We start from the raw sequence: 19,943 nt of genomic DNA on the forward strand, positions 1-19,943 counted from the left end.
TTAGTCTATTGTTATTGTAACTAAGTTTTTTAGTTTTTCAACCGTCTTTTCCCCAATTCCCGATATTTCCTGTAGTTCTTCTACTGATTTAAAGTGCCCATTCTCTTCACGATAGTTGATAATGTCTTGCGCTTTCTTTGCCCCGATCCCTGATAATTCTTGCAATTCCGAAATATCTGCCGTATTGATATTGATTTTTGAATCTGTGGCTGGTGGTGTTTGGCTCTGTGGCGGATGTGAACGAATCTCTCCGATTTTCGGAACATAAATCAATTGTTGGTCAACCAGCTTCGCAGCAAAATTAAGTTGACTCGCATCTGCGTCTTCGGTCAATCCACCAGCTTTAGTTAGCAAATCTTTTATACGTTGGCTTTGCGTCACAGAATAAACACCAGGATACTTAACACTTCCTTTGATATCCACATATATTTCTTCGACTGCGCTACTCCTCTGCTCTTTGGCTGTCGTCTCAGTCGTTAAAATTGTTTGGTCTATCGTTGCCGCTGGAAGTTTTTTCATTGTATTTATTTGAAAAAAATAGATCCCTCCACCCAGACAAAGTAATATTAATCCTAAAAAAAGACTGACCACAAGTTTAGGTGATTCGACAAATTTATGATAGATCTGGGCTAATTGTGCTTTCAACGATGCAACTACTTTTGCCAACATTTGGAAATCGCTCCTCTCCACTTTTTTTGTTCCCATTTTGTTATTTGGTACTTCCCCATTCACAATTAATTACGTCGAAATGAGATTTTATTTTTTTATTTCGCAATTTTTTGACAATCTCATCGCTCTTAATGCATTTGTTTTTCAAAAAAATAAACGAAAAATCCGGAACAAGTTGTCCGAACTTTTCGTCTAGTGTTTAAATCAGCTCATCTTTTTTAGATAATCTAACGCATCTTGTACCGTTTTAACCGGAACGATTTTCATTTTACTGTCCAGTTTTTCGGCAGCAGCTTTTGCTTCTTCGTAATTTGATTTTAGTTCTGGGTATTTTTTCTTAATTGCAGGATCTAGCGTATCATCTGGTGCAAAGAAAATATCCATACCTGCTTGATTTGCACTTGCAACCTTTTTATCGATTCCGCCAATTCGACCAACTTCTCCCGAACTGTTAATCGTACCCGTTCCAGCAATCGCTTTTCCTTGTCGAAGATTACTTCCTGTTACTTGATCGTAAATTTCTAAGGTAAACATTAATCCTGCTGAAGGACCACCAATGGAACCAGCATTAATTTTTACGTTTGTATCAGATGAAATCTCTGTATGATCTGTCAAAGTAATCCCAATTCCTGGCTTTTTATCTGTAGATAACTTAATTAAGTCGCCAGTCGCTTCTTTTTCTTCTCCAGCATGTAAGAATGTCACTGTTACACTTTGCCCAACTTCTTGGCTTTTGATGTACTTCATAAATTCTTCAGAACTCTTAAATGTTTTGCCATCGACTTTTGTTACGGTATCTCCCACAGCCAGTTTGCCATAAAAATTTGAATTTTTTTCAACACTCATCACATACACGCCTTCGAACTTCATTGTGTACGATTGGTTTGCTAATTTAAGCGCTTGTTCGATAGCCGCATTTTGTGAAGATTCCATATAATACTTTTGCATCTGATTATATTCTTCACTCGTTGCTCCACCTGTCAATTCTTCTTTACTAATAATATCTTCAAAATCGGTGAACTTTGCTTTAACTGCTAATAAACCTGTTGCTTGACGAATACCTACAGAGGTCAAAGAAAACGAACCTGATGACTCATCTGCTTTTCCATCAACAGTAATCAGTTCTTTTAAATTGATTGTTGCCCCTGGTGCCTCAATATAAAATGGCAGTGGAACAATTACAAAGGCTGCCACCGCTAGCCCAATCAGTACGATAATAACACTTTTGATCCATGGTTTAAGCTTCATTTTGATCCTGCTTTCTAGCTAAAGCTTCATTGATTACTGGTGGTAAATAAATACTTACGTCACCATTAAAATAGAGTACTTCTTTTAACAAACTTGAACTAATATGGCTGTACTCAGGTTTTGCTAAAAGAAAAACTGTTTCTAATTCACTATTTAAGTGGTGATTCATTTGAGCAATACCTCGTTCATACTCAAAATCTTTCACATTTCTAATTCCACGAATCAACGCTTTAACACCTAATTCTTTTGCTGTTTCTACAGTTAGCTGATGCTCTTGGTGAATCACGCGAACATTTGGTAAATGTGCAACAGCTTTCGTAATCAGCACCACTCGTTCTTCTGCCGAAAACAAACTTTTCTTTGATGTGTTGACGAACACGCCAACGATGACTTCATCAAATAACTCTGCTCCTCGTTCAATTGTATCAAGATGCCCCATTGTTAAAGGATCAAAACTTCCAGGAAATAATGCACGTGTCATGCTTTCGCCTCATTTCGATAAATAGTTACAGCAGTAATCCCATAATTTTGCTGTCTGATTTGTGTCAAACTTTCAATCGTTTCAGGAAGCTCAACTGTTTTATCTGTTTCACACACAATAATCGCATCTGGTTTGAGCAAACGAAGTTCTAGCATTTTCTCAATTTGATCCACGATTTTTTGTTTTGCGTAGGGGGGATCTAAAAAAAGAAAATCAAATTGCTCCTTTTGGTTTGCTAATTGTTCGATTGCACGATCAGCATCTAATTTCAATGTAGTGAATTTTTCTGGTTCTTTGGTGATTGCAATATTTTCTTTGATGATTTTTAAAGCCTGATAATTTTTATCCACACAAACAGCGTGTGAACAGCCTCGTGAAATAGCTTCAATTGCTAATCCACCACTACCTGCAAACAAATCTAATACTCGCTCACCGTCAAAGTAAGGGCCAATCATGTTAAAAATCGATTCTTTGACTTTATCAGTTGTTGGTCTCGTATTTGCACCAGGCAAACTTTTTAATCGGCGTCCGCCGTATTCTCCGGAAATAACTCGCATATGCTCACTCCTTGTTTCTCGCTTTTACTAGTATACCAAAACCTGACAAAAAAAGGACTGCAAGTCACCAAACAATTTCTTAGTAACTTACAGTCCTCACTCTTTTTTATCTACGAAAGTATGACTTAAATATTTTCAGCTAAACGAATTTCTGTGCTTAGTTCTTCGATTTCAAAGCCATCATCTTTGATTGCATCTTTAGAACCAATTTTTTCTGCAAAATTCATTTCAATGTCAGGACGATAAGAAGGTTCTACTCGCCGAACGAAATGAAGCTTTTGGATTCTTTCTTGTGTTTGCTCAAATGTCTCTTCATTTAAGTAAAGAACAACATATTTCATTCTTCTTGAGACATAGTGGAGTAACCCAAATTTCTTTAGATTTTTTAATTGTTTTAAGCTGTATACCCAAACGATTATTCCACGACGTTTCGTTATTTCAAAGTTAGTTTTATCAACTTGCATGACAGTTCCCTCCGCATCCAGCATGTTTACTTGTTTCAAAAAACGGACTACCTGCATTAATTTTGATTTCACTGGAAATCCCGCTTGCAAGTTGTTGCCCTATCTCATCCAAAATCCCTTGTAATTGTGTTTCATTTACCCGAAACTCTGACACTTCATCCGTTAAGTCTAGTTTTCTTTTTGCAGCTCTGACTGCACGTTGTTTTTCTCGAAAATCAGGGGCATACTTCCCATAATCGGCAATTTGCTCAAAGCTAGCTTTTTTCGTTAAAAAATCTTTTTTTAGCTCTTCAACTTCATCAGAGTGATTCATGACTCTTTTACTTATCAGATATGCACGAAATGTTTCACTTTCACGAATACGCTGAACCACTTGTTGACATTGATCTTCTAAGCAAAATAATTCTTCATTAATGATCACTGCTATCACTACTTTCTTCCTGCTCTTCTTGCAATAAGACTAACACATTTTCTTTTGAAAAGGCAATTGCTAATGTATCAGCCGATTCACTCATAAAACGCTCGTGTGTATACGGATCACTATACCACTGTAAAAAAGAAAACGTTGGGTCAATCATCGGGTGCGTAAACAAGCCAGTTGTTTGCTTCAATTGATTTTTTTCAAGAATATCCGTCAACTCATCACCAGTCAGAGAGAAACGTTTCATTGTTTTAGAAGAAGTCACTGCTGCTTGCCATTCTTCTACTCGTTCTGGTGTTAAGTAATCTTCTGGTTTAGTCAAAAAGCTTGATAAAACATGTTTTGTTTTTTCTTCAAAAAGTAACATCTGTCGGTAAGCAGGTAAACTATCTTCTTCTCTCAGTTGATTAAGTAGTTCTGTTCCTTTTTGTTCTTTTACTCGATTGATTTTATCCCAGTCTGCTTCTTTATCTAGTTGATAGGTTGGCAGATTGTCACCAAAAACTTGATAAGGAAGCAATTTCAGCAAGCTTTCTTTATCCAAATATGTTACTGCAAATAGACCATTTGTTGTCTGATCAAAAAACATAATTGCAAAAGTATCGTTATCAAAAGCAATCAAGGGACGGTAGTTCATATCTTCTTCCATCAATTCGATTCCAATTTCTTCTTTTTGATAATCAAATGTGAAATTCGTATAAATCGTTGTAAAAGCTGTTAAATCTTGCATCGTCATGCCAAAAGAAAATGGTGCAATCTGATCATTCGCACTGTTTAGTACTTTAACGGCTTTCACCTTGTTCTCTTGAATATTTGCTTCTAAGAGAAGCTGTTTTTCGGCATCTTGGTAATATCTGATTTCAAATCCAAATCCACTGGCTAATCGATCATACGCACTACCAAAATCCGCTTCAAGCTTGCTAACGGGTTGGTCTATGTACGTGGAAAAACCAGTCGCTTGAAGCTCCTGATATTTCCACGTTGTCATTTGATTTTCTTCTATTTGCTGAGTTCGATCATTTTTGATTTCTGTCTTAGGTGGAAAGAAAACAGGTTCCATGTAAAATGCCACAACTACCAAAAAGAAGATGGCAGTAAACAATCCTACTCTTTTCACGTTTTTAATTCCACCCTTCATCAAATTTTATTGTTCGGTCACTTCGATTAACAAATCACCTGAATTGATGACTTCGCCAGCACTCACGTAGACATGTTCGACTTTTCCGTCAAAACGTGCTTCGATCGTTGTTTCCATCTTCATTGCTTCTGTAATCAATAACGTATCACCTTTTTTGACTACGTCACCTTTTTTCACTAATACTTCTAAAACAGACCCAGACATCGTTGCCCCGATTTGTTCTTTATTTGTTGGTTCAGCACGACGTTTCGTTTGAACTGAGCTGATAATTGAATTGTCTTTAACAAGAATCTCACGACGTTGTCCATTCAAATTAAAGAATAATACTCGGTTTCCATCAATATCAGGTTCCCCAATTTCATCTAAACGAATAATCAAGATTTTCCCACGCTCGATTTGAACATTCACTGTTTCGCCCAAACGAATTCCTTGGAAGAATGTCGGTGTATCCAGTAACGTAACATCTCCAAATTGGTTATAGGACGTTTGGTAATCTAAAAAGACTTGTGGATACATCAAATAGCTCAACACTTCATCTTTGCGAGGAGTATAACCAATTTTTTCTGCCAATTCTGCTTTTACTTTTTCAAAATCAATTGGTTCAGCTAATAATCCTGGACGTTTCGTAAATGCTGGACGATCTTTCAAGATGATTGCTTGCAGTTTCTCTGGAAATCCACCAACAGGCTGACCAAGTTCTCCTTGGAAAAATGTTACGACTGACTCAGGGAAACTCAAGTTATCTCCATTTTCATAAATAGCTTCTTCTGTTAAATCATTTTGAACCATAAATAATGCCATATCTCCTACTACTTTAGAAGAAGGTGTCACCTTTACGATATCCCCAAACATCAGGTTAACTGTATGATACATTTTCTTGATTTCATCCCAACGATGGCCAAGACCAACAGCTTTTGCTTGTTGTTGGAGATTCGAATATTGTCCACCAGGCATTTCATGCATATACACTTCTGTTTCAGGAGCATTCAGGCCATTTTCAAAAGGCTTATAATACATTCTGACATCTTCCCAATAATGATTCAGTTTTTGGGCATGTTCAATATTGATTTCTGGTAAACGTGGACCGTTTACCAAAGCATAATACAAACTACTCATGCTTGGTTGACTCGTATTTCCACTCATTGCACTCATTGCCACATCGACGATATCAACACCTGCTTTTGAAGCAGCAGAGTAAGTAATGATCCCGTTGCCACTAGTATCATGTGTATGCAAATGAATTGGTAAGTCTGTTGTTGCTTTTAATTCACTAATCAAGCGATAAGCTGCTTGTGGTTTTAATAAACCTGCCATATCTTTGATTGCAATGATATGGGCACCTAATTGCTCTAGCTCTTTTGCCATATCTTTATAATACTGCACATTATATTTTGCACGACTTGGGTCATTGATGTCACCAGTATAACAAATTGCTGCTTCAGCCACTTTTCCTGCATCACGAACTGCTTGAATACTTTTTTCCATTTGCGGTGTCCAGTTCAAACTATCAAAAATTCGGAAAACATCAATTCCTTGTGCCGCTGCTTCTTGTACGAACTCAACTAGAACATTATCTGGATAATTAGAATAACCAACAGCATTTGATCCTCTAAAGAGCATTTGTAGTAATGTATTAGGCATCAATGCACGGATTTTTCTAAGTCGTTGCCATGGGTCTTCATTTAGGAAACGATAAGCAACATCAAAGGTTGCGCCACCCCACATCTCACTTGAGAATAATTCAGGTAACGCCTCACCAGTTAAGCGAGCAATTTTCTTGAATTCTTGCGTTCTTACACGCGTAGCTAACAGACTTTGATGTGCATCTCTAAATGTCGTATCTGTTAACAGAAGGTTCTCTTGATTTGTAATCCAATCAACCAAACCTTCTGCACCTTGATCATCTAAAACATTTTTTGCTGTCACATAGTCTTGACGAAGTTCCAATGAAGTTGGAATTCTTGGTTCATCATAAAATGGTTTTTCCATTTTTTCGATTCCTGGGAAGCCATTCACCGTGATTTCGCCAATATATTTCATTGTTTTATTTCCTCTGTCACGTAAACGTGGAAATTCAAATAACTGAGGTGTATTATCAATAAACGTCGTTTTGGCATGGCCAGACTGAAATTCCGGGTGAGTAATCACATTTAGCATAAATGGAATATTCGTTTTGACCCCACGGATTCTAAATTCTTTCAGACAACGTTCCATTTTTTGGATTGCTGTATCAAAATCCGCCGCATGCGTACACACTTTTACTAACAATGAATCGAAATAAGGTGTCACGACATAACCAGCATAGGCGTTACCCACATCCAAACGAACACCAAATCCACCTGGTGAGCGATAAGTATCAATCTTCCCTGTGTCTGGCAAGAAGTGGTTCAATGGATCTTCCGTTGTAATTCGACACTGGATAGCTGAACCATTCAATTGAAGATCTTTTTGTTGTGGCAACCCAATCTCTTTATGGAGATCTTTTCCTTGGGCAATCAATAATTGGGTAGTTACAATATCTACGTCAGTGATCATTTCAGTGATCGTGTGTTCAACTTGGACACGTGGGTTGACTTCAATAAAGTAGAAGTTCTCCCCTTCCACTAAAAATTCAACAGTTCCTGCATTCACATAACCAACATGTTTCATTAACTGAACAGCTGCTTCACAAATTTTTTGGCGCTGTTCTTCACTTAAAGATACACATGGTGCAACTTCAACGACTTTTTGATGACGGCGTTGAACAGAGCAATCACGTTCAAAAAGATGAATCACATTTCCATGAGTATCACCTAAGATTTGGACTTCAATATGTTTGGGATTACCAATATATTTTTCTGCATAGACTTCATCACTACCAAAAGCAGCTTTTGCTTCACTTTTAGCACGTTCATACCCTTCACGAGAGCTCTTTTCATCATAAGCAACACGCATCCCACGGCCGCCACCGCCAAGGGCAGCTTTGATCATGATTGGATAACCGTAAGTATCAGCAAATTGTAATGCCTCTTCGACAGTTGCGATTGGTCCATCTGTCCCAGGAATGGAAGCAATTCCAGCTTCAATTGCAGCAGTTTTTGCTTTAATCTTATCACCAAAAATATCTAAATGGTGAAGTTTAGGTCCCACAAAAATAATGCCCTCTTCCTCACAACGACGAGCAAAGCTTAAATTTTCTGATAACAATCCATAACCAGGATGAATGGCATCCGCACCGCATTCTTTCGCAATTTCAATGATTCCTTCAATATCAAGATACGCATCAATTGGTTTTTTCCCTTTACCAACCAAATAAGCTTCATCCGCTTTAAAGCGATGGACAGAATATTCATCTTCTTGTGCGTAGATCCCAACAGTTTTAATTCCTAATTCTGTACAAGCACGAAATACTCGCACGGCAATCTCTCCACGGTTAGCAACTAAAACCTTTTTCATCGAACCACTCCTACATCTTTTTTAGTATAATCCTAAACTTTTCCGTTTTTCATCTGCACTAATATTAAGTACAAATCCGACACACACCGAGAGCATCAGTAAACTTGATCCTCCCTGACTTAAAAAGGGAAAGGTAATCCCAGTTAAAGGAATAACGCCAGTAATCCCACCCAAGTTGATAAACACTTGGATCAAAAACATTCCGCCAATTCCTATACATAACAACGAATTAAATGGATCACTTGAGCGAATTCCAACTAAGATAATGCGAGCAATCATGAAAAATAGCAAAGCTAAAATCAAGACTGCCATTATCAACCCAAGTTCTTCTACAACGATAGCGAAAATAAAGTCTGTTTGTGCCTCTTGCAGAAATCCTTTTTTCTGAATACTATTACCTAAACCGCGGCCAAACAAACCACCGTTGAAAATTGCATAATAACCATTGACCATTTGATGTCCTTTATCCAGCTCATCAGCAAATGGATTTTGAAAAATCGAAAAGCGGCTATAAATGTACTGCAAACGTGCAGGTAAAATTTTCCCATGCGTAACATTCATCAGCCAAATAACAAAAATACTTAAGCCAACTCCACCAATTCCGACAATCCAAGTGTAGTAGTAGTTTACACCACTTGCTAAAAGCATAACTAAAACGATCAAGAAGATTACTGTTGCGTTCCCAAAATCGGGTAAGATAGCCACGATAACTGTCAATCCGAGAACCAATGCTAAGGGTCGTTTAATCGAACCCACAAAATCTTTCTGCACACCATTTTGACGATTTGCCAACGTCAATGACAAATACCAGATGGCAATGATTTTTAAATACTCAGCTGGCTGAATGGAAAAACCTGCAATTGTTAGCCAACCTTTGGCTCCGTTTACTTCTTTCCCAAAAAATAGCACGATTATCAACAAGAGTCCCAAGACAACAAAAGCAATCATAATGAGTCGCTGATTTTTCAAAACATCTGTCTTCATCTTGTATAAAAGTGCGATTGCCACTAAGCTCAATACCCAAAAGACACTTTGATTGATCACCGATGACATGGGATTTTGACCATTTTCTAATAATAAATATGAAGTAGAACTATAGACCATAATCAAGCCTAGTGCACACAAAATCAAATAGGGAATTAAAATCGTATAGTCCATTAAATGCCGTTTTTTTACTTTTTTAGGCAAGTTTATTCCTCCTTGCCACTTTCATTTTTTTCATAGTTTTCCTGATAAACATCATTATATAACTGATTCAATTCACGCTCTAGTTCACTCAAAATTAGCTGTCCTTCGTCTTTTCCAATGATTCCCACACGAATAGCAAAGCTAACTTGTTGAGAAAAACCATACATTTGCGTATCAACAACTTCTTCAAATGCTTTGCACTGTGAAATACACAAACTGTTTTTTTGATTGCGAATCAATCGTTTGATCCGATTTGCATCTTCCTTTAATACATGAACGGCGAATTCTTTGGTTAGAGAATCCATCTATGTCTACCCCCTATTCTAATTTATTCATTATAACATACTTGATTTTTTAACGAACAGTAAAATCAAGGGATTCCTCGCTTTTTTTATCCTTTTTTTCTTACATAGACACAAATTTTTTTCAGGTTACAAACTTTTCTACAAAATAAAAAATCACTTTTGTAAAACAAGTAGTTATTTGTTATTTTTTTAAGTTGTTTCATTCAAAATTTTTAAAAATGCCTCGCCATATTTATCTAATTTACTTTGTCCTACACCTTTGATTTGTAACATTTCTAGTCGATTTGTTGGACGTACCTGACTCAATTCTTTCAATGTTGAATCAGAGAAAACCACATAAGGTGGCACACCTGCATCAGCAGCCAAGTCAGTTCGCAACTCACGAAGCTGTTCAAACAAAGTATCATCTTCTGCCAATTGCCGAACTTTTTTCGCTTCTTTTCGATAAACCTTCTGTTCATTTTTCAACACTTGGATTCCTTTATCAGTCACCTTGAGTACTGGAAACTCACCCGTCACAGATAACAGATAACCGCTTGAAATCAAATACTCAATGAGTTGTAAAATATCTTTTTGAGATTGCTTCTTCAATAGCCCGTAGGTCGATAATTGTTGAAATCCTAACGTTTTTACTTTCTGTTCTTTAGAACCCGCCAAAACTTTCATCAAAAGCTGTTTTCCGTAAGCTTCACCCATTCTTTTAAGGCATGACAAAACCATTTGCGCTTCAGTTGTTACTTCAATCAGCTCGCGATCGTCTAAACAGTTTCCGCATCGATTGCAAGGTAGACTCTTTTCACCAAAGTAATTTAAGATATATTGCTGCAAACAAGACTCAATATACGCATATTCAGTCATTGCTTTTAATTTTTCATATTCTTTTTGCTTTTGTCCTTCGTCACGCTGTGATTGTTGGATAAAAAACTTTTGAACTTGAATGTCTTGAGCAGCAAACAATAAAATTGCTTCACTTGGTAATCCATCTCGACCAGCCCGACCTGCTTCTTGATAGTAAGCTTCTAAGGATCCAGGAATTTGATAATGGATGACAAAGCGAACGTTACTTTTGTTGATTCCCATACCAAATGCGTTGGTTGCTACAATCAGCTGAACACGATCAAACAAAAATGCTTCTTGCATTTCGGTCCGCTCACGTTCATTTAGTCCACCATGATAGCGTCCAACTGAAAACCCAAACTTTTGTAGCAAATGATACACACGATCAACTTCTTTTCGGGTCGCCGCGTAAATAATTCCAGATTGATTTTTGTTGATTTTTAAATATTCAATTAAGTATTGTTCCTTTTTTTGATCTTTGATTACTTGAAAGGTCAAATTTTCCCGAGCAAAACCAGTTTGAATATGATTACTATCAGGGATTTTTAAAAGTCTTTTGATATCTGCAGCAACTTGAATGGTTGCCGTCGCTGTCAACGCTACAATTACTGGTCGACTTGGTAATTGAGTTAAAACTTCAGCCATTTGCAAATAGCTTGGACGAAAGTCATGTCCCCACTGTGAAATACAGTGTGCTTCATCGATTGCAATCAATTCAACTTTCCAATAGCTCATTGCCTGCTGAAAATCAGGCATAATAAAACGTTCTGGTGCAACATAAAGTAATTTACACTGATCGTGATTCAATAACTGAAATCTTTCGGCTGTTTCTTTTCCTGTTAGCGAACTGTTAATAAACGTAGCAGGGATGCCTAGTTGGTTGGCAGCGTCGACTTGATCTTTCATCAAGGAAATTAAGGGTGACACAACAATTGTTAGTCCATCCATCATAATTGCCGGGAGTTGATAACAGATTGATTTCCCACTACCAGTCGGCATGATTCCTAATACATCCTGTTGTTCAAAAATTTTTTGAATGATTTCTTGCTGTCCAGGACGAAATTGTTCATAGCCAAAATATTTTTTTAATATTTCATACATGTTGTGACTCCTTTCTTTTTTAGTTTACTTCGAGAGTTGGAGCAATACAAGTACTCGTTTTATTCGTGAAACAAACATAAAATATGAAACATTTTCACTGGCTTTTTAAAACTTTAAGAAAACTTTTAAAAGTTCTTATTTGTTTTTACGAGATTTTTCTTCCTTTTCTTTCTCACTTCTCCACAGGTAAAAAAAGACCAGCTCATTTTGAACGAGCTGGTCTTAAGATTATTCATTCATCAATGAATTATTTTTTCTTTTTAGATGCTTTTTCACGAGCATTTTTGTTTAAGATATGTTTTCTCAAACGAATTGATTCTGGAGTTACTTCACAGTACTCATCATCATTCAAGAATTCAAGAGATTCTTCAAGTGTTAATTGCTTAGGTTTTTTGATTACAGAAGTTTGATCCTTGTTAGCAGAACGAACATTAGTCATTTGTTTTGCTTTTGTAATGTTAACTGTTAAGTCATTATCACGGCTGTTTTCACCAATGATCATACCTTCATAAACATCTGTACCTGGTTCTACAAAGACTGTTCCACGTTCTTCAATACTCATGATTGAGTAAGTAGTTGCTTTACCAGTATCAATAGAAACTAATGCACCTTGGTGACGTCCACCAATTTGACCAGCTAACATTGGTAAATATTGGTCGAATGTGTGGTTCATGATACCATAACCACGAGTCATTGAAAGGAACTCTGTTGAGTAACCAATCAAGCCACGCGCCGGTGTTAAGAAAGTCAAACGAATTTGGCCATTTCCAGTATGAACCATATCTTGCATTTCACCTTTACGCAAGCTTAGTGATTCAATCACACTACCCATGTATTCTTCTGGTGTGTCGATTTGTACACGTTCAAAAGGTTCGCATTTTACACCATCAATTTCTTTTTCAATAACTTCTGGACGTGAAACTTGTAATTCATAACCTTCACGACGCATTGTTTCGATCAAAATTGATAAATGTAGTTCCCCACGGCCTGAAACAGTCCAAGCATCAGGTGAATTTGTTGGTTCAACACGTAAAGACACGTCAGTTTGTAATTCAGCCATTAGACGTTCTTCGATTTTTCTAGCTGTTACATATTTACCTTCGCGACCTGCGAATGGTGAATTATTAACTAAGAAAGTCATTTGTAAAGTTGGTTCATCAATGTGTAGGATTGGTAAAGCATCTTGATGATCGACTGGTGTAACAGTTTCTCCAACGAAGATATCTTCCATACCAGACACAGCAATCAAATCTCCAGCTTTTGCTTCTTCGATTTCTAAACGTTTCAAACCAAAGAAACCAAATAATTTTGTTACACGGAATTTTTTAACTGTTCCATCAAGTTTCATCAAAGCAACTTGATCGCCCACTTTGATTGTTCCGCGGAACACACGACCAATACCGATACGTCCAACGTAATCATTGTAATCAAGCAATGAAACTTGGAATTGTAAAGGTTCGTCACTGTTATCAACTGGCGCAGGAATTTTTTCAATAATTGTATCAAAAATTGGTGCCATTGTTGCTTCTTGATCTGCAGGATCATCAGATAAGCTTGAAGTTCCGTTCAATGCAGAAGCATAAATAACTGGGAAATCTAATTGGTCGTCATCTGCTCCTAATTCGATGAAAAGTTCAAGAACTTCATCAACAACGTGTTCAGGGCGAGCAGACGGTTTGTCAATTTTATTAACAACAACGATAGGTGTAATGTGTTGTTCTAAAGCTTTTTTCAAAACAAAACGTGTTTGAGGCATTGTACCTTCATAAGCATCAACAACTAAAACTACGCCATCAACCATTTTCATGATACGTTCAACTTCACCACCGAAGTCCGCATGTCCAGGTGTATCCATGATGTTTACGCGAATACCTTTATAATCAACAGCTGTATTCTTAGCTAAGATTGTGATTCCACGTTCTTTTTCTAATGCATTTGAGTCCATCGCACGTTCTTGTAATTGTGTATGTGCGTCTAATGTATCTGATTGTTTCAATAACTCATCAACTAATGTTGTTTTTCCGTGATCGACGTGGGCAATAATTGCTACGTTACGGATATCGTTTCTATAATTCAATGTAACTAACTCCTTCTTTTATCAGTTTATTTCTGACAGGGCAATTTACTCGACTGCTTATTATAGCAAACTTTTTTCATGAAATATAGTGAAATGTTTTCATTTTTTCGCGAAACTTAATAAACTATCAACTTTTTTTCATTTTCATCTCGAAAAATTCCGTTTCACAGCTTTTTTAAGTTTCATTTGTACCTGCCTACTCAGATTTCTAAGAATGAGTGGATTTGCTGGAACGCTTTCGGAGTTGCTGCTACAAATAATTCACGCCCATGAAATGCTAACTGCTCACCATTCATATTACTATAGAAGAAACCGAATTCTGTTAACAAAACACAACCAGCCGCATAATCCCATGGACTCAAGTTTGACAAATAGCCAATATGATTTCCTTTTAGCATTGCAATCATTTCTAAGCCGGCACACCCAGTGATTCTGACCCCCATACTTTTTTCACCAATTGTTCGGATATTAAACTTATTATGCGCAAATAAATAGCCATTCATTCCTAACAATCCAGCCTCTAACGTTTTGTTCACAGGTTGTGAAAGCTGCAAATCATTTTGATAGACGCCTATTCCACGTCCGCCCCAGTAAAGTTCTTCTTGCATCACATCATAAATAAACCCTAACTGTCCTACGCCGTTTTCATACATAGCCAGCATGATACAAAAATTTTCGCCTTCCATCACAAAATTGAGCGTTCCGTCGATGGGGTCAATAATAAATACTCGTCCAGTTAAGTCAGTTAACTCATTATAACCATCTTCTTCCGCTAGAATTCTTGCATCTGGATCGAATGCAGCAATCTTCTGAACTAAGAATTGTTGAACTGTTCGATCCATATTTGTGACTAAGTCTTTTCGATTTGTTTTTTCAAAGATAGTTAGTTGTTGCCTTTCACTTGCTTTGATTTGTTCTCCCGCTTCAAGCAGCCAACTTTTGATTTCGTGAATTATTGGTTCCATCTGGTTCACCCATTCATTTTCAAAGTTTTTTTCTGATTTTTTTTCGCCATTTGAACTGTTCGATACAGCGAATAGCCTGAAACTTTTTCAAATTCTCGACCTAAACGCTTTTCTTCTCCAATAGATTTCACCACTGTTTTAAACTGCTGATACGCAGCTAAAAATTTTTCATTATTAATGCCGGCTTCGTTTGCTTTTTCTAACGCTTCCCACATATTCATTACGGTCACCATTTCATCCGTTGTCCAATCTAAATCAATTGGATATTGGTAATCTTGCATGCATTCATTCCTCCATTTTCCTACTCCACCTTAGTTTATCACAGCTAAGACATTTGCAACAGAATCTCACAAGCTTTAAACTTTTCCCAGCAAACTTATAAGTAAGAGTCTAATTTTTAAAAACACAAAAAAAGTTTATGAAATAAACGGCTCCGCGTAATCTCATAAACTTTTTAACATTCGTATACTTGTTTACAGACTTAATGCAACTAAATCCACTAAAACATGTGTACACCAAGATCCCCAAATACTTCTTCCAGTAATAATATAGACATAATTAAAAATTAATCGTGCGGCACCTTGCAACAACAATACATGGATTACTGTTGAAATGATGGATCCGTCCCAATACACAAATACATGCATCAACCCAAAAACTAGTGCACTTATTAAATTACTAATCGTTAGGGAAAAGCCTTTATTATGTGCAACTTCCAGAACACCAATTCCTAATAATTCCTCCCCCATTAACATAAAAGGTAACTTAAAGATCAAAAGCATCAGATTACCTGTTGCTGGATTACTGGTCCAGTCAAATCCAATACTTTTTGTTAGCGCACTTATGACCCCGCCAAAAATCAAGTAAAAAAGTGCCGCACAAGGAATCACCCAAAATTTTCTTGGAAAAGTAAAAATCTCTTTGCTAGCAGGACCAAATACAACGACCCACGCAAGAATACTCGTAAAAAACAATGCCCACCAAGTCCATTCAAATAGTGATAATAAACCGAACCCCATAATCAAAAGTGCGCTACCAATTATTAATTGCTGCCATTTAATTTTCACGTTAACTAAGTAATCCATCTTAGTTCCTCCTATTCTTCTCATCCTTTCCACAACTACATTGTACTGATGAACAATATTTAGCCATTGCTAGCTATGGAATGGCATAATTATACTGCCAAAAAAAAGTTCAAGCTGAAAAGTACCTTATTTACTACCTAGATGCTAAAATCCATGTTAGGGAGGTAGCAATCATGAAAAATTATGGTGAAACAATTCGTACGATTCGCTTAAAAAAATATGCCTCAAAAAGTACTCTACCAAGATATTTTATCGAAATCATATGCCATTCGATTGGAACAAGGAAAACACGATATCTCTTTTTATTTATTGCTCAAAATTTTGGCACGCTTTCCAATGGAGATTGATGAGTTTCTCTATATTCATCAGAATTATCAAGAATCTGAAACAGAGTGGTTCTACGAAGAATTTAGCAAACGCGGCAACCAAACAGATAGCACAGCTTTATTCTCTTTAAAGGAACATTATTTAAAGACATATACAGAGCATTCAGCCGATCATCCTTGGAAACTCCAATTAGATGCTCGCTTAGATCAGTTAGTTTATTATCAAGAAACCAATAAACTAACAAAAGACAGCGTCAGCTTACAAACAACAACAAAAATAAAACAAACGTTAAGTAGTATCCAATCTTGGACAATCGAAGATTTTCGATTTTTTGCTAACACCTTGGATTTACTTGACTCAACTGATCGTGTACTTTATTTTCAGTCCATATTACCAGCAATGGATCGCTACAAAAATTTTGAAAAAGCACGGAATGTGATTTGTGTGCTCTTAGTTAACGCGATTCATGAGTTAATTGAAGATTTCCATATAGAAGGCATTCCAGCCTTGCTAACTACTTTATATGATTTTTCAGATAAAGCGCACCAGATGTTTTTTCGAAATTATTATCATTTTTATTTAGGACTTTGGCAGATTCTTACCAACCACCCAAACGGCGAAAAAAAAGCGCGAGCTGCAATCGAACTTTTGAAGCAAATGGACTATCACTACCACACAGAAATCTTAACCCTCACATTGACTCGAACACTACGTCAAAAAGAAACCAACTCTACAGATTAATTATAGCAAAAAAATTTTCTTTATCTGTGCAACGCTTAAAGCTGTCGTTACCTAAAAAAAAGAAGCATCTGGAACATTATCTGTTGTCCCAAATGCTTCTTTTGATTATTCCTTTATTTTACAACTAAATAACCAATTCCATCTTTGTCCAATGTTGAAATCGTATGACTACCAACTGTCGTTTCTTCAATGTCTGTAAACACATGCTGATAATCATCACGTACAGATCCTGTTACATTTAAATCTTGTGTTTCGTCAAAGTCGCCAACTTGCAACGTTACGCTAAGTTTATATTCTCCGGGTTCTAATCCACCTAGTAATGTGTTGTCAATAATGCCTTGATAGCCATTGAAAACACCATGATTATACCAATCTTGATTTGCACAGGCAATCGTACCAACCTCTGTTCCGTCTGCAGCTGTCAAATGAAGCGTTTTCTTCACAGCATCTTGATTTGTTAAATCTAAGTTCCCGTTATCCATTGATCCTTCTAAAATCAACCCATAACTTTGCCAATAACCTGTTTTGAAGAAGTTAACAGTCTGATCTAAGTGGCTAACAATTTGTGAAACAAACTCACTTTCATTTCCATCAATGACTTGATTCACGTCAATTTTTGTTCCTTCAGTTTGTGGTTCGATCGTGATTGTCCAACGACCATCCGCTTCTACGGTTCCCGTTCCAAGTAATACGCCATCTACATAAGCATTGATTGTTGCACCTGGTACGCCAAGTCCTGTTAACTGTTTGTCTTTATCATTGACAACATTAAAAACAGGCGCATCAACTTTTTCTTCATGAGTAACTACTTGTGAAACCATTTCACTTTCTTTTCCATCAACAACTTGATTCACATCAACTTTCGTTCCTTCTGCCTGTGGATCAATTGTGATTGTCCAGTTTCCTTCTGAATCCACTGTTCCTGTTCCAATCAAGTCACCATTCACATACGCATTAACTGTCGCCCCCGGCGTTCCTGTTCCAGTTAACTCTTTGTCTTGATCCGTTACTGCATTGAAAACTGGTTTCTCAATAACGATGCCATCATCAACAAATGACCCCCCTTGAATTTTTCCGTAATTTGTAAATGGTGTCGTTTCAAAATGTGAATCAGTTGATGAGAAATCCGTGGTCTTAATTCCTGTATGTGTATACCCCGAGATATTAAATGACGATTTTACCGGCCCCGCAATTACTTCTTCAGGCGTTGCTTCTTCTACACTGTCAATCCACCAAAGATTGTAGCCTGTTGGTGAATCCAAAGTTACATGCGCTGTTGTTGCATAGCCACCTAAAATAGGGCCCTCTGAGTGATGATTGGTAATTGAATAGTTTGACCCATTTTCGAAAACGATTTCTTTTCCTGCGATGATTGTACTGTGGTTACCATTTGAATCAGCTTCAACAGTCGCACCTTTTCGTACGAAGAAATTACCAGAAGTAACTAAAATACTTTCATAAACTGTATCGTCTGTGTGAATTTTCAAATGACTACCCTCTTTTAATTCTAAAGTACTGCTTGCTCCTAAATTGATTCCTCGATCATCAGCGGAAGTCGCAACGATATTCCCTTCATTCACAAAAGAAAAGTTTGTCCCACCTAAAACTGAGGTTGTATTTGATTTGATTGTTACTTGTGCATCTTTTCCAACCGATAAGATGCCTTTTGAATAAATCATATGAACAGCAGGAATGGTAGTTGATTCATTTTCAAAGTTAATTACGGCACCTGGTTTCACTTCTAATTCTTTTCCTTGATAAACTTCTTCTGTTGTAGAAACACTAGATACTTTACCATCTAAAGTTAGCTTTCCTTCTGGTAAATAAATCATTTGTCTTCCTGTATGTTCAACGTTTTTATATGTAATATTTGCTGTATGTGAACTCCAAAGTAGTCCATAAATATCTGTGTTGATAATTTTCACATTTTCCATCAAACCAACCGCATCGGCTTTCGTAAAATAAAGTTGATGTAAGTCGGCATCAATCGTATGTCCGTTACCATGAATATTTTTCGATAAGTTCGTAATTGATTCTGTCGTCGCCATTGCGATATCGGAAGACAAGCTGATATCTGTCACTGTGTCATCATTAATTGCTTCTTTAAACTCTTCCCACGTCGACACATCTACGTTATTTTCTACTTGTTTAACCTCAATAGCTGGCTGGCTTGTCTCGGCTTTAACTGATTGCGCTTGACCTAATAGCGCGACTGAAAAAAGAACTCCTGATAACGATAAAACAATTGATGATTTTTTCATAACAAAACACCTCTACACTTATTTTTATGTAATTACAGTTATAACGATAATATCAAAAAATAAACAAATTATGTAACAACCGCTTACAAGAACTAATATAACACCTATAAAAAGAAACATCAACATTAAAATATAACAAAAAATTAAAATATAAAAGTTATTTTATTTGAGTGAAAATATACTTTAAAAATAATTATTATAATTAAAATAACTAAAAACCATAGAAATCAATGATTTATATTAAAAAAACGCTTTGAAACAATAAAAAAAATACCTGATACAATTCATATCGGGTATTTCAACTTTTAAGTTATTTATGATTGTAAAATAATCGATTTTGCATCATTTAAAATCTTATTTTTGGCATTCGTCCATTGACCATCAATGCCAATGACAAAATCATCCTTTGTTTTTCTAATGATATTGGCATCATTTTGAACACTGATTCGCCAAGTTTTGATCCATTTCTTTTTTTGATAAAGTGAAATAGATGTAACTGGACAGTAGTTTTCTAAAAATATTGTTTCTATTTGATAATTGTAGGCACCCATTCGCGGAAGTTTTTGATTCAAGCTAGCAATTCTTTCCAAGTAATATCTTTGTTTATAACTTGATATTTTTCCATAATAATTCATTGTGACAC

The 19,943-nt window shown here is 36.4% G+C and carries 19 protein-coding genes; 2 read left to right on the plus strand and 17 right to left on the minus strand.

The features are described from left to right. From IGJ76_RS07915 to IGJ76_RS07985, 15 genes are all read right to left on the minus strand, one after another. Complete coding sequence (locus tag IGJ76_RS07915) at positions 1 to 669, minus strand: helix-hairpin-helix domain-containing protein (RefSeq protein WP_067481280.1); 669 nt, start codon at positions 667 to 669, stop codon at positions 1 to 3. 204 nt (positions 670 to 873) lie between these two features. Further along, positions 874 to 1,917, minus strand: coding sequence for a SepM family pheromone-processing serine protease (locus IGJ76_RS07920; RefSeq protein ID WP_067481278.1), 1,044 nt, complete (start codon positions 1,915 to 1,917; stop codon positions 874 to 876). Continuing rightward, positions 1,907 to 2,398 carry a pantetheine-phosphate adenylyltransferase gene (coaD, locus tag IGJ76_RS07925; RefSeq protein WP_067481276.1) on the minus strand — a complete coding sequence of 164 codons (492 nt, stop codon included), beginning with the start codon at positions 2,396 to 2,398 and terminating at the stop codon, positions 1,907 to 1,909. Before coaD ends, IGJ76_RS07920 begins: the two co-directional genes overlap by 11 nt. After that, a complete protein-coding gene (rsmD, locus tag IGJ76_RS07930) occupies positions 2,395 to 2,955 on the minus strand; it encodes a 16S rRNA (guanine(966)-N(2))-methyltransferase RsmD (protein WP_067481274.1) in 561 nt (186 codons plus the stop codon). Before rsmD ends, coaD begins: the two co-directional genes overlap by 4 nt. Positions 2,956 to 3,080: 125 nt before the next feature. Beyond that, on the minus strand, positions 3,081 to 3,419 hold the full coding sequence (locus IGJ76_RS07935) for a YlbG family protein (RefSeq protein ID WP_067481272.1): 339 nt from the start codon (positions 3,417 to 3,419) through the stop codon (positions 3,081 to 3,083). Further along, entirely contained in the window at positions 3,409 to 3,840 is a 432-nt protein-coding gene (locus tag IGJ76_RS07940; RefSeq protein ID WP_067481350.1) for a YlbF family regulator, read from the minus strand. Before IGJ76_RS07940 ends, IGJ76_RS07935 begins: the two co-directional genes overlap by 11 nt. Beyond that, positions 3,830 to 4,957: a CAP-associated domain-containing protein gene (locus tag IGJ76_RS07945; protein WP_284590422.1), complete on the minus strand. Its 1,128-nt coding sequence runs from the start codon at positions 4,955 to 4,957 to the stop codon at positions 3,830 to 3,832. Before IGJ76_RS07945 ends, IGJ76_RS07940 begins: the two co-directional genes overlap by 11 nt. Before the next feature lie 27 nt (positions 4,958 to 4,984). Continuing rightward, positions 4,985 to 8,413: a pyruvate carboxylase gene (locus IGJ76_RS07950; protein WP_430596543.1), complete on the minus strand. Its 3,429-nt coding sequence runs from the start codon at positions 8,411 to 8,413 to the stop codon at positions 4,985 to 4,987. Positions 8,414 to 8,434: 21 nt separating this feature from the next. Next, on the minus strand, positions 8,435 to 9,601 hold the full coding sequence (locus tag IGJ76_RS07955) for an FtsW/RodA/SpoVE family cell cycle protein (RefSeq protein ID WP_067481268.1): 1,167 nt from the start codon (positions 9,599 to 9,601) through the stop codon (positions 8,435 to 8,437). 2 nt (positions 9,602 to 9,603) lie between these two features. Next, on the minus strand, positions 9,604 to 9,906 hold the full coding sequence (locus tag IGJ76_RS07960) for a YlaN family protein (RefSeq protein ID WP_086270880.1): 303 nt from the start codon (positions 9,904 to 9,906) through the stop codon (positions 9,604 to 9,606). A 189-nt stretch (positions 9,907 to 10,095) separates the two neighbouring features. After that, on the minus strand, positions 10,096 to 11,844 hold the full coding sequence (gene recQ / locus IGJ76_RS07965) for a DNA helicase RecQ (protein WP_349702558.1): 1,749 nt from the start codon (positions 11,842 to 11,844) through the stop codon (positions 10,096 to 10,098). A gap of 247 nt (positions 11,845 to 12,091) precedes the next feature. Continuing rightward, positions 12,092 to 13,921 (minus strand): translational GTPase TypA, encoded by a 1,830-nt coding sequence (gene typA / locus IGJ76_RS07970; RefSeq protein ID WP_067481262.1) that lies wholly within the window; start codon positions 13,919 to 13,921, stop codon positions 12,092 to 12,094. A gap of 200 nt (positions 13,922 to 14,121) precedes the next feature. Continuing rightward, positions 14,122 to 14,886, minus strand: coding sequence for an inositol monophosphatase family protein (locus IGJ76_RS07975; protein ID WP_067481260.1), 765 nt, complete (start codon positions 14,884 to 14,886; stop codon positions 14,122 to 14,124). 5 nt (positions 14,887 to 14,891) lie between these two features. After that, the gene (locus IGJ76_RS07980; protein WP_067481258.1) at positions 14,892 to 15,167 is read right to left on the minus strand and encodes a UPF0223 family protein; all 276 of its coding nucleotides are present in this window, start codon (positions 15,165 to 15,167) and stop codon (positions 14,892 to 14,894) included. 192 nt (positions 15,168 to 15,359) lie between these two features. Continuing rightward, positions 15,360 to 15,971, minus strand: coding sequence for a CPBP family glutamic-type intramembrane protease (locus tag IGJ76_RS07985; protein WP_067481256.1), 612 nt, complete (start codon positions 15,969 to 15,971; stop codon positions 15,360 to 15,362). A gap of 173 nt (positions 15,972 to 16,144) precedes the next feature. On the opposite strand from IGJ76_RS07985, the gene IGJ76_RS07990 reads away from it, so the two are divergent. Continuing rightward, positions 16,145 to 16,318, plus strand: coding sequence for a hypothetical protein (locus IGJ76_RS07990; RefSeq protein WP_430596544.1), 174 nt, complete (start codon positions 16,145 to 16,147; stop codon positions 16,316 to 16,318). Continuing rightward, a complete protein-coding gene (locus tag IGJ76_RS07995) occupies positions 16,308 to 17,039 on the plus strand; it encodes a hypothetical protein (RefSeq protein ID WP_430596545.1) in 732 nt (243 codons plus the stop codon). The genes IGJ76_RS07990 and IGJ76_RS07995 overlap by 11 nt, the downstream gene beginning before the upstream one ends. 113 nt (positions 17,040 to 17,152) lie before the next feature. Here the strand turns inward: IGJ76_RS07995 and IGJ76_RS08000 are convergent, their stop codons facing one another. Together IGJ76_RS08000 and IGJ76_RS08005 are read right to left on the minus strand one after the other, a co-directional pair. Next, positions 17,153 to 19,300, minus strand: a complete 2,148-nt coding sequence (locus IGJ76_RS08000; protein ID WP_270344824.1) for a pectate lyase-like adhesive domain-containing protein — start codon at positions 19,298 to 19,300, stop codon at positions 17,153 to 17,155. Positions 19,301 to 19,614: 314 nt separating this feature from the next. Then, complete coding sequence (locus IGJ76_RS08005; protein WP_067481249.1) at positions 19,615 to 19,935, minus strand: hypothetical protein; 321 nt, start codon at positions 19,933 to 19,935, stop codon at positions 19,615 to 19,617. Positions 19,936 to 19,943: the final 8 nt, after the last annotated feature.

Source organism: Enterococcus sp. DIV0175, assembly GCF_050529075.1.
Taxonomy (GTDB): Bacteria; Bacillota; Bacilli; order Lactobacillales; family Enterococcaceae; genus Enterococcus_B; species Enterococcus_B thailandicus.

Excerpts from the sequence above, each read along its gene's own strand:
- IGJ76_RS07995 (WP_430596545.1), top strand. The coding sequence starts at position 16,308 with ATGGAGATTGATGAGTTTCTCTATATTCATCAGAATTATCAAGAATCT.
- IGJ76_RS08005 (WP_067481249.1), bottom strand. The coding sequence starts at position 19,935 with ATGAATTATTATGGAAAAATATCAAGTTATAAACAAAGATATTACTTG.
- IGJ76_RS07935 (WP_067481272.1), bottom strand. The coding sequence starts at position 3,419 with ATGCAAGTTGATAAAACTAACTTTGAAATAACGAAACGTCGTGGAATA.
- IGJ76_RS07960 (WP_086270880.1), bottom strand. The coding sequence starts at position 9,906 with ATGGATTCTCTAACCAAAGAATTCGCCGTTCATGTATTAAAGGAAGAT.
- recQ (WP_349702558.1), bottom strand. The coding sequence starts at position 11,844 with ATGTATGAAATATTAAAAAAATATTTTGGCTATGAACAATTTCGTCCT.
- IGJ76_RS07980 (WP_067481258.1), bottom strand. The coding sequence starts at position 15,167 with ATGCAAGATTACCAATATCCAATTGATTTAGATTGGACAACGGATGAA.
- IGJ76_RS07950 (WP_430596543.1), bottom strand. The coding sequence starts at position 8,413 with ATGAAAAAGGTTTTAGTTGCTAACCGTGGAGAGATTGCCGTGCGAGTA.
- coaD (WP_067481276.1), bottom strand. The coding sequence starts at position 2,398 with ATGACACGTGCATTATTTCCTGGAAGTTTTGATCCTTTAACAATGGGG.
- IGJ76_RS07990 (WP_430596544.1), top strand. The coding sequence starts at position 16,145 with ATGAAAAATTATGGTGAAACAATTCGTACGATTCGCTTAAAAAAATAT.
- IGJ76_RS07975 (WP_067481260.1), bottom strand. The coding sequence starts at position 14,886 with ATGGAACCAATAATTCACGAAATCAAAAGTTGGCTGCTTGAAGCGGGA.
- IGJ76_RS08000 (WP_270344824.1), bottom strand. The coding sequence starts at position 19,300 with ATGAAAAAATCATCAATTGTTTTATCGTTATCAGGAGTTCTTTTTTCA.
- IGJ76_RS07915 (WP_067481280.1), bottom strand. The coding sequence starts at position 669 with ATGTTGGCAAAAGTAGTTGCATCGTTGAAAGCACAATTAGCCCAGATC.
- IGJ76_RS07985 (WP_067481256.1), bottom strand. The coding sequence starts at position 15,971 with ATGGATTACTTAGTTAACGTGAAAATTAAATGGCAGCAATTAATAATT.
- rsmD (WP_067481274.1), bottom strand. The coding sequence starts at position 2,955 with ATGCGAGTTATTTCCGGAGAATACGGCGGACGCCGATTAAAAAGTTTG.
- IGJ76_RS07920 (WP_067481278.1), bottom strand. The coding sequence starts at position 1,917 with ATGAAGCTTAAACCATGGATCAAAAGTGTTATTATCGTACTGATTGGG.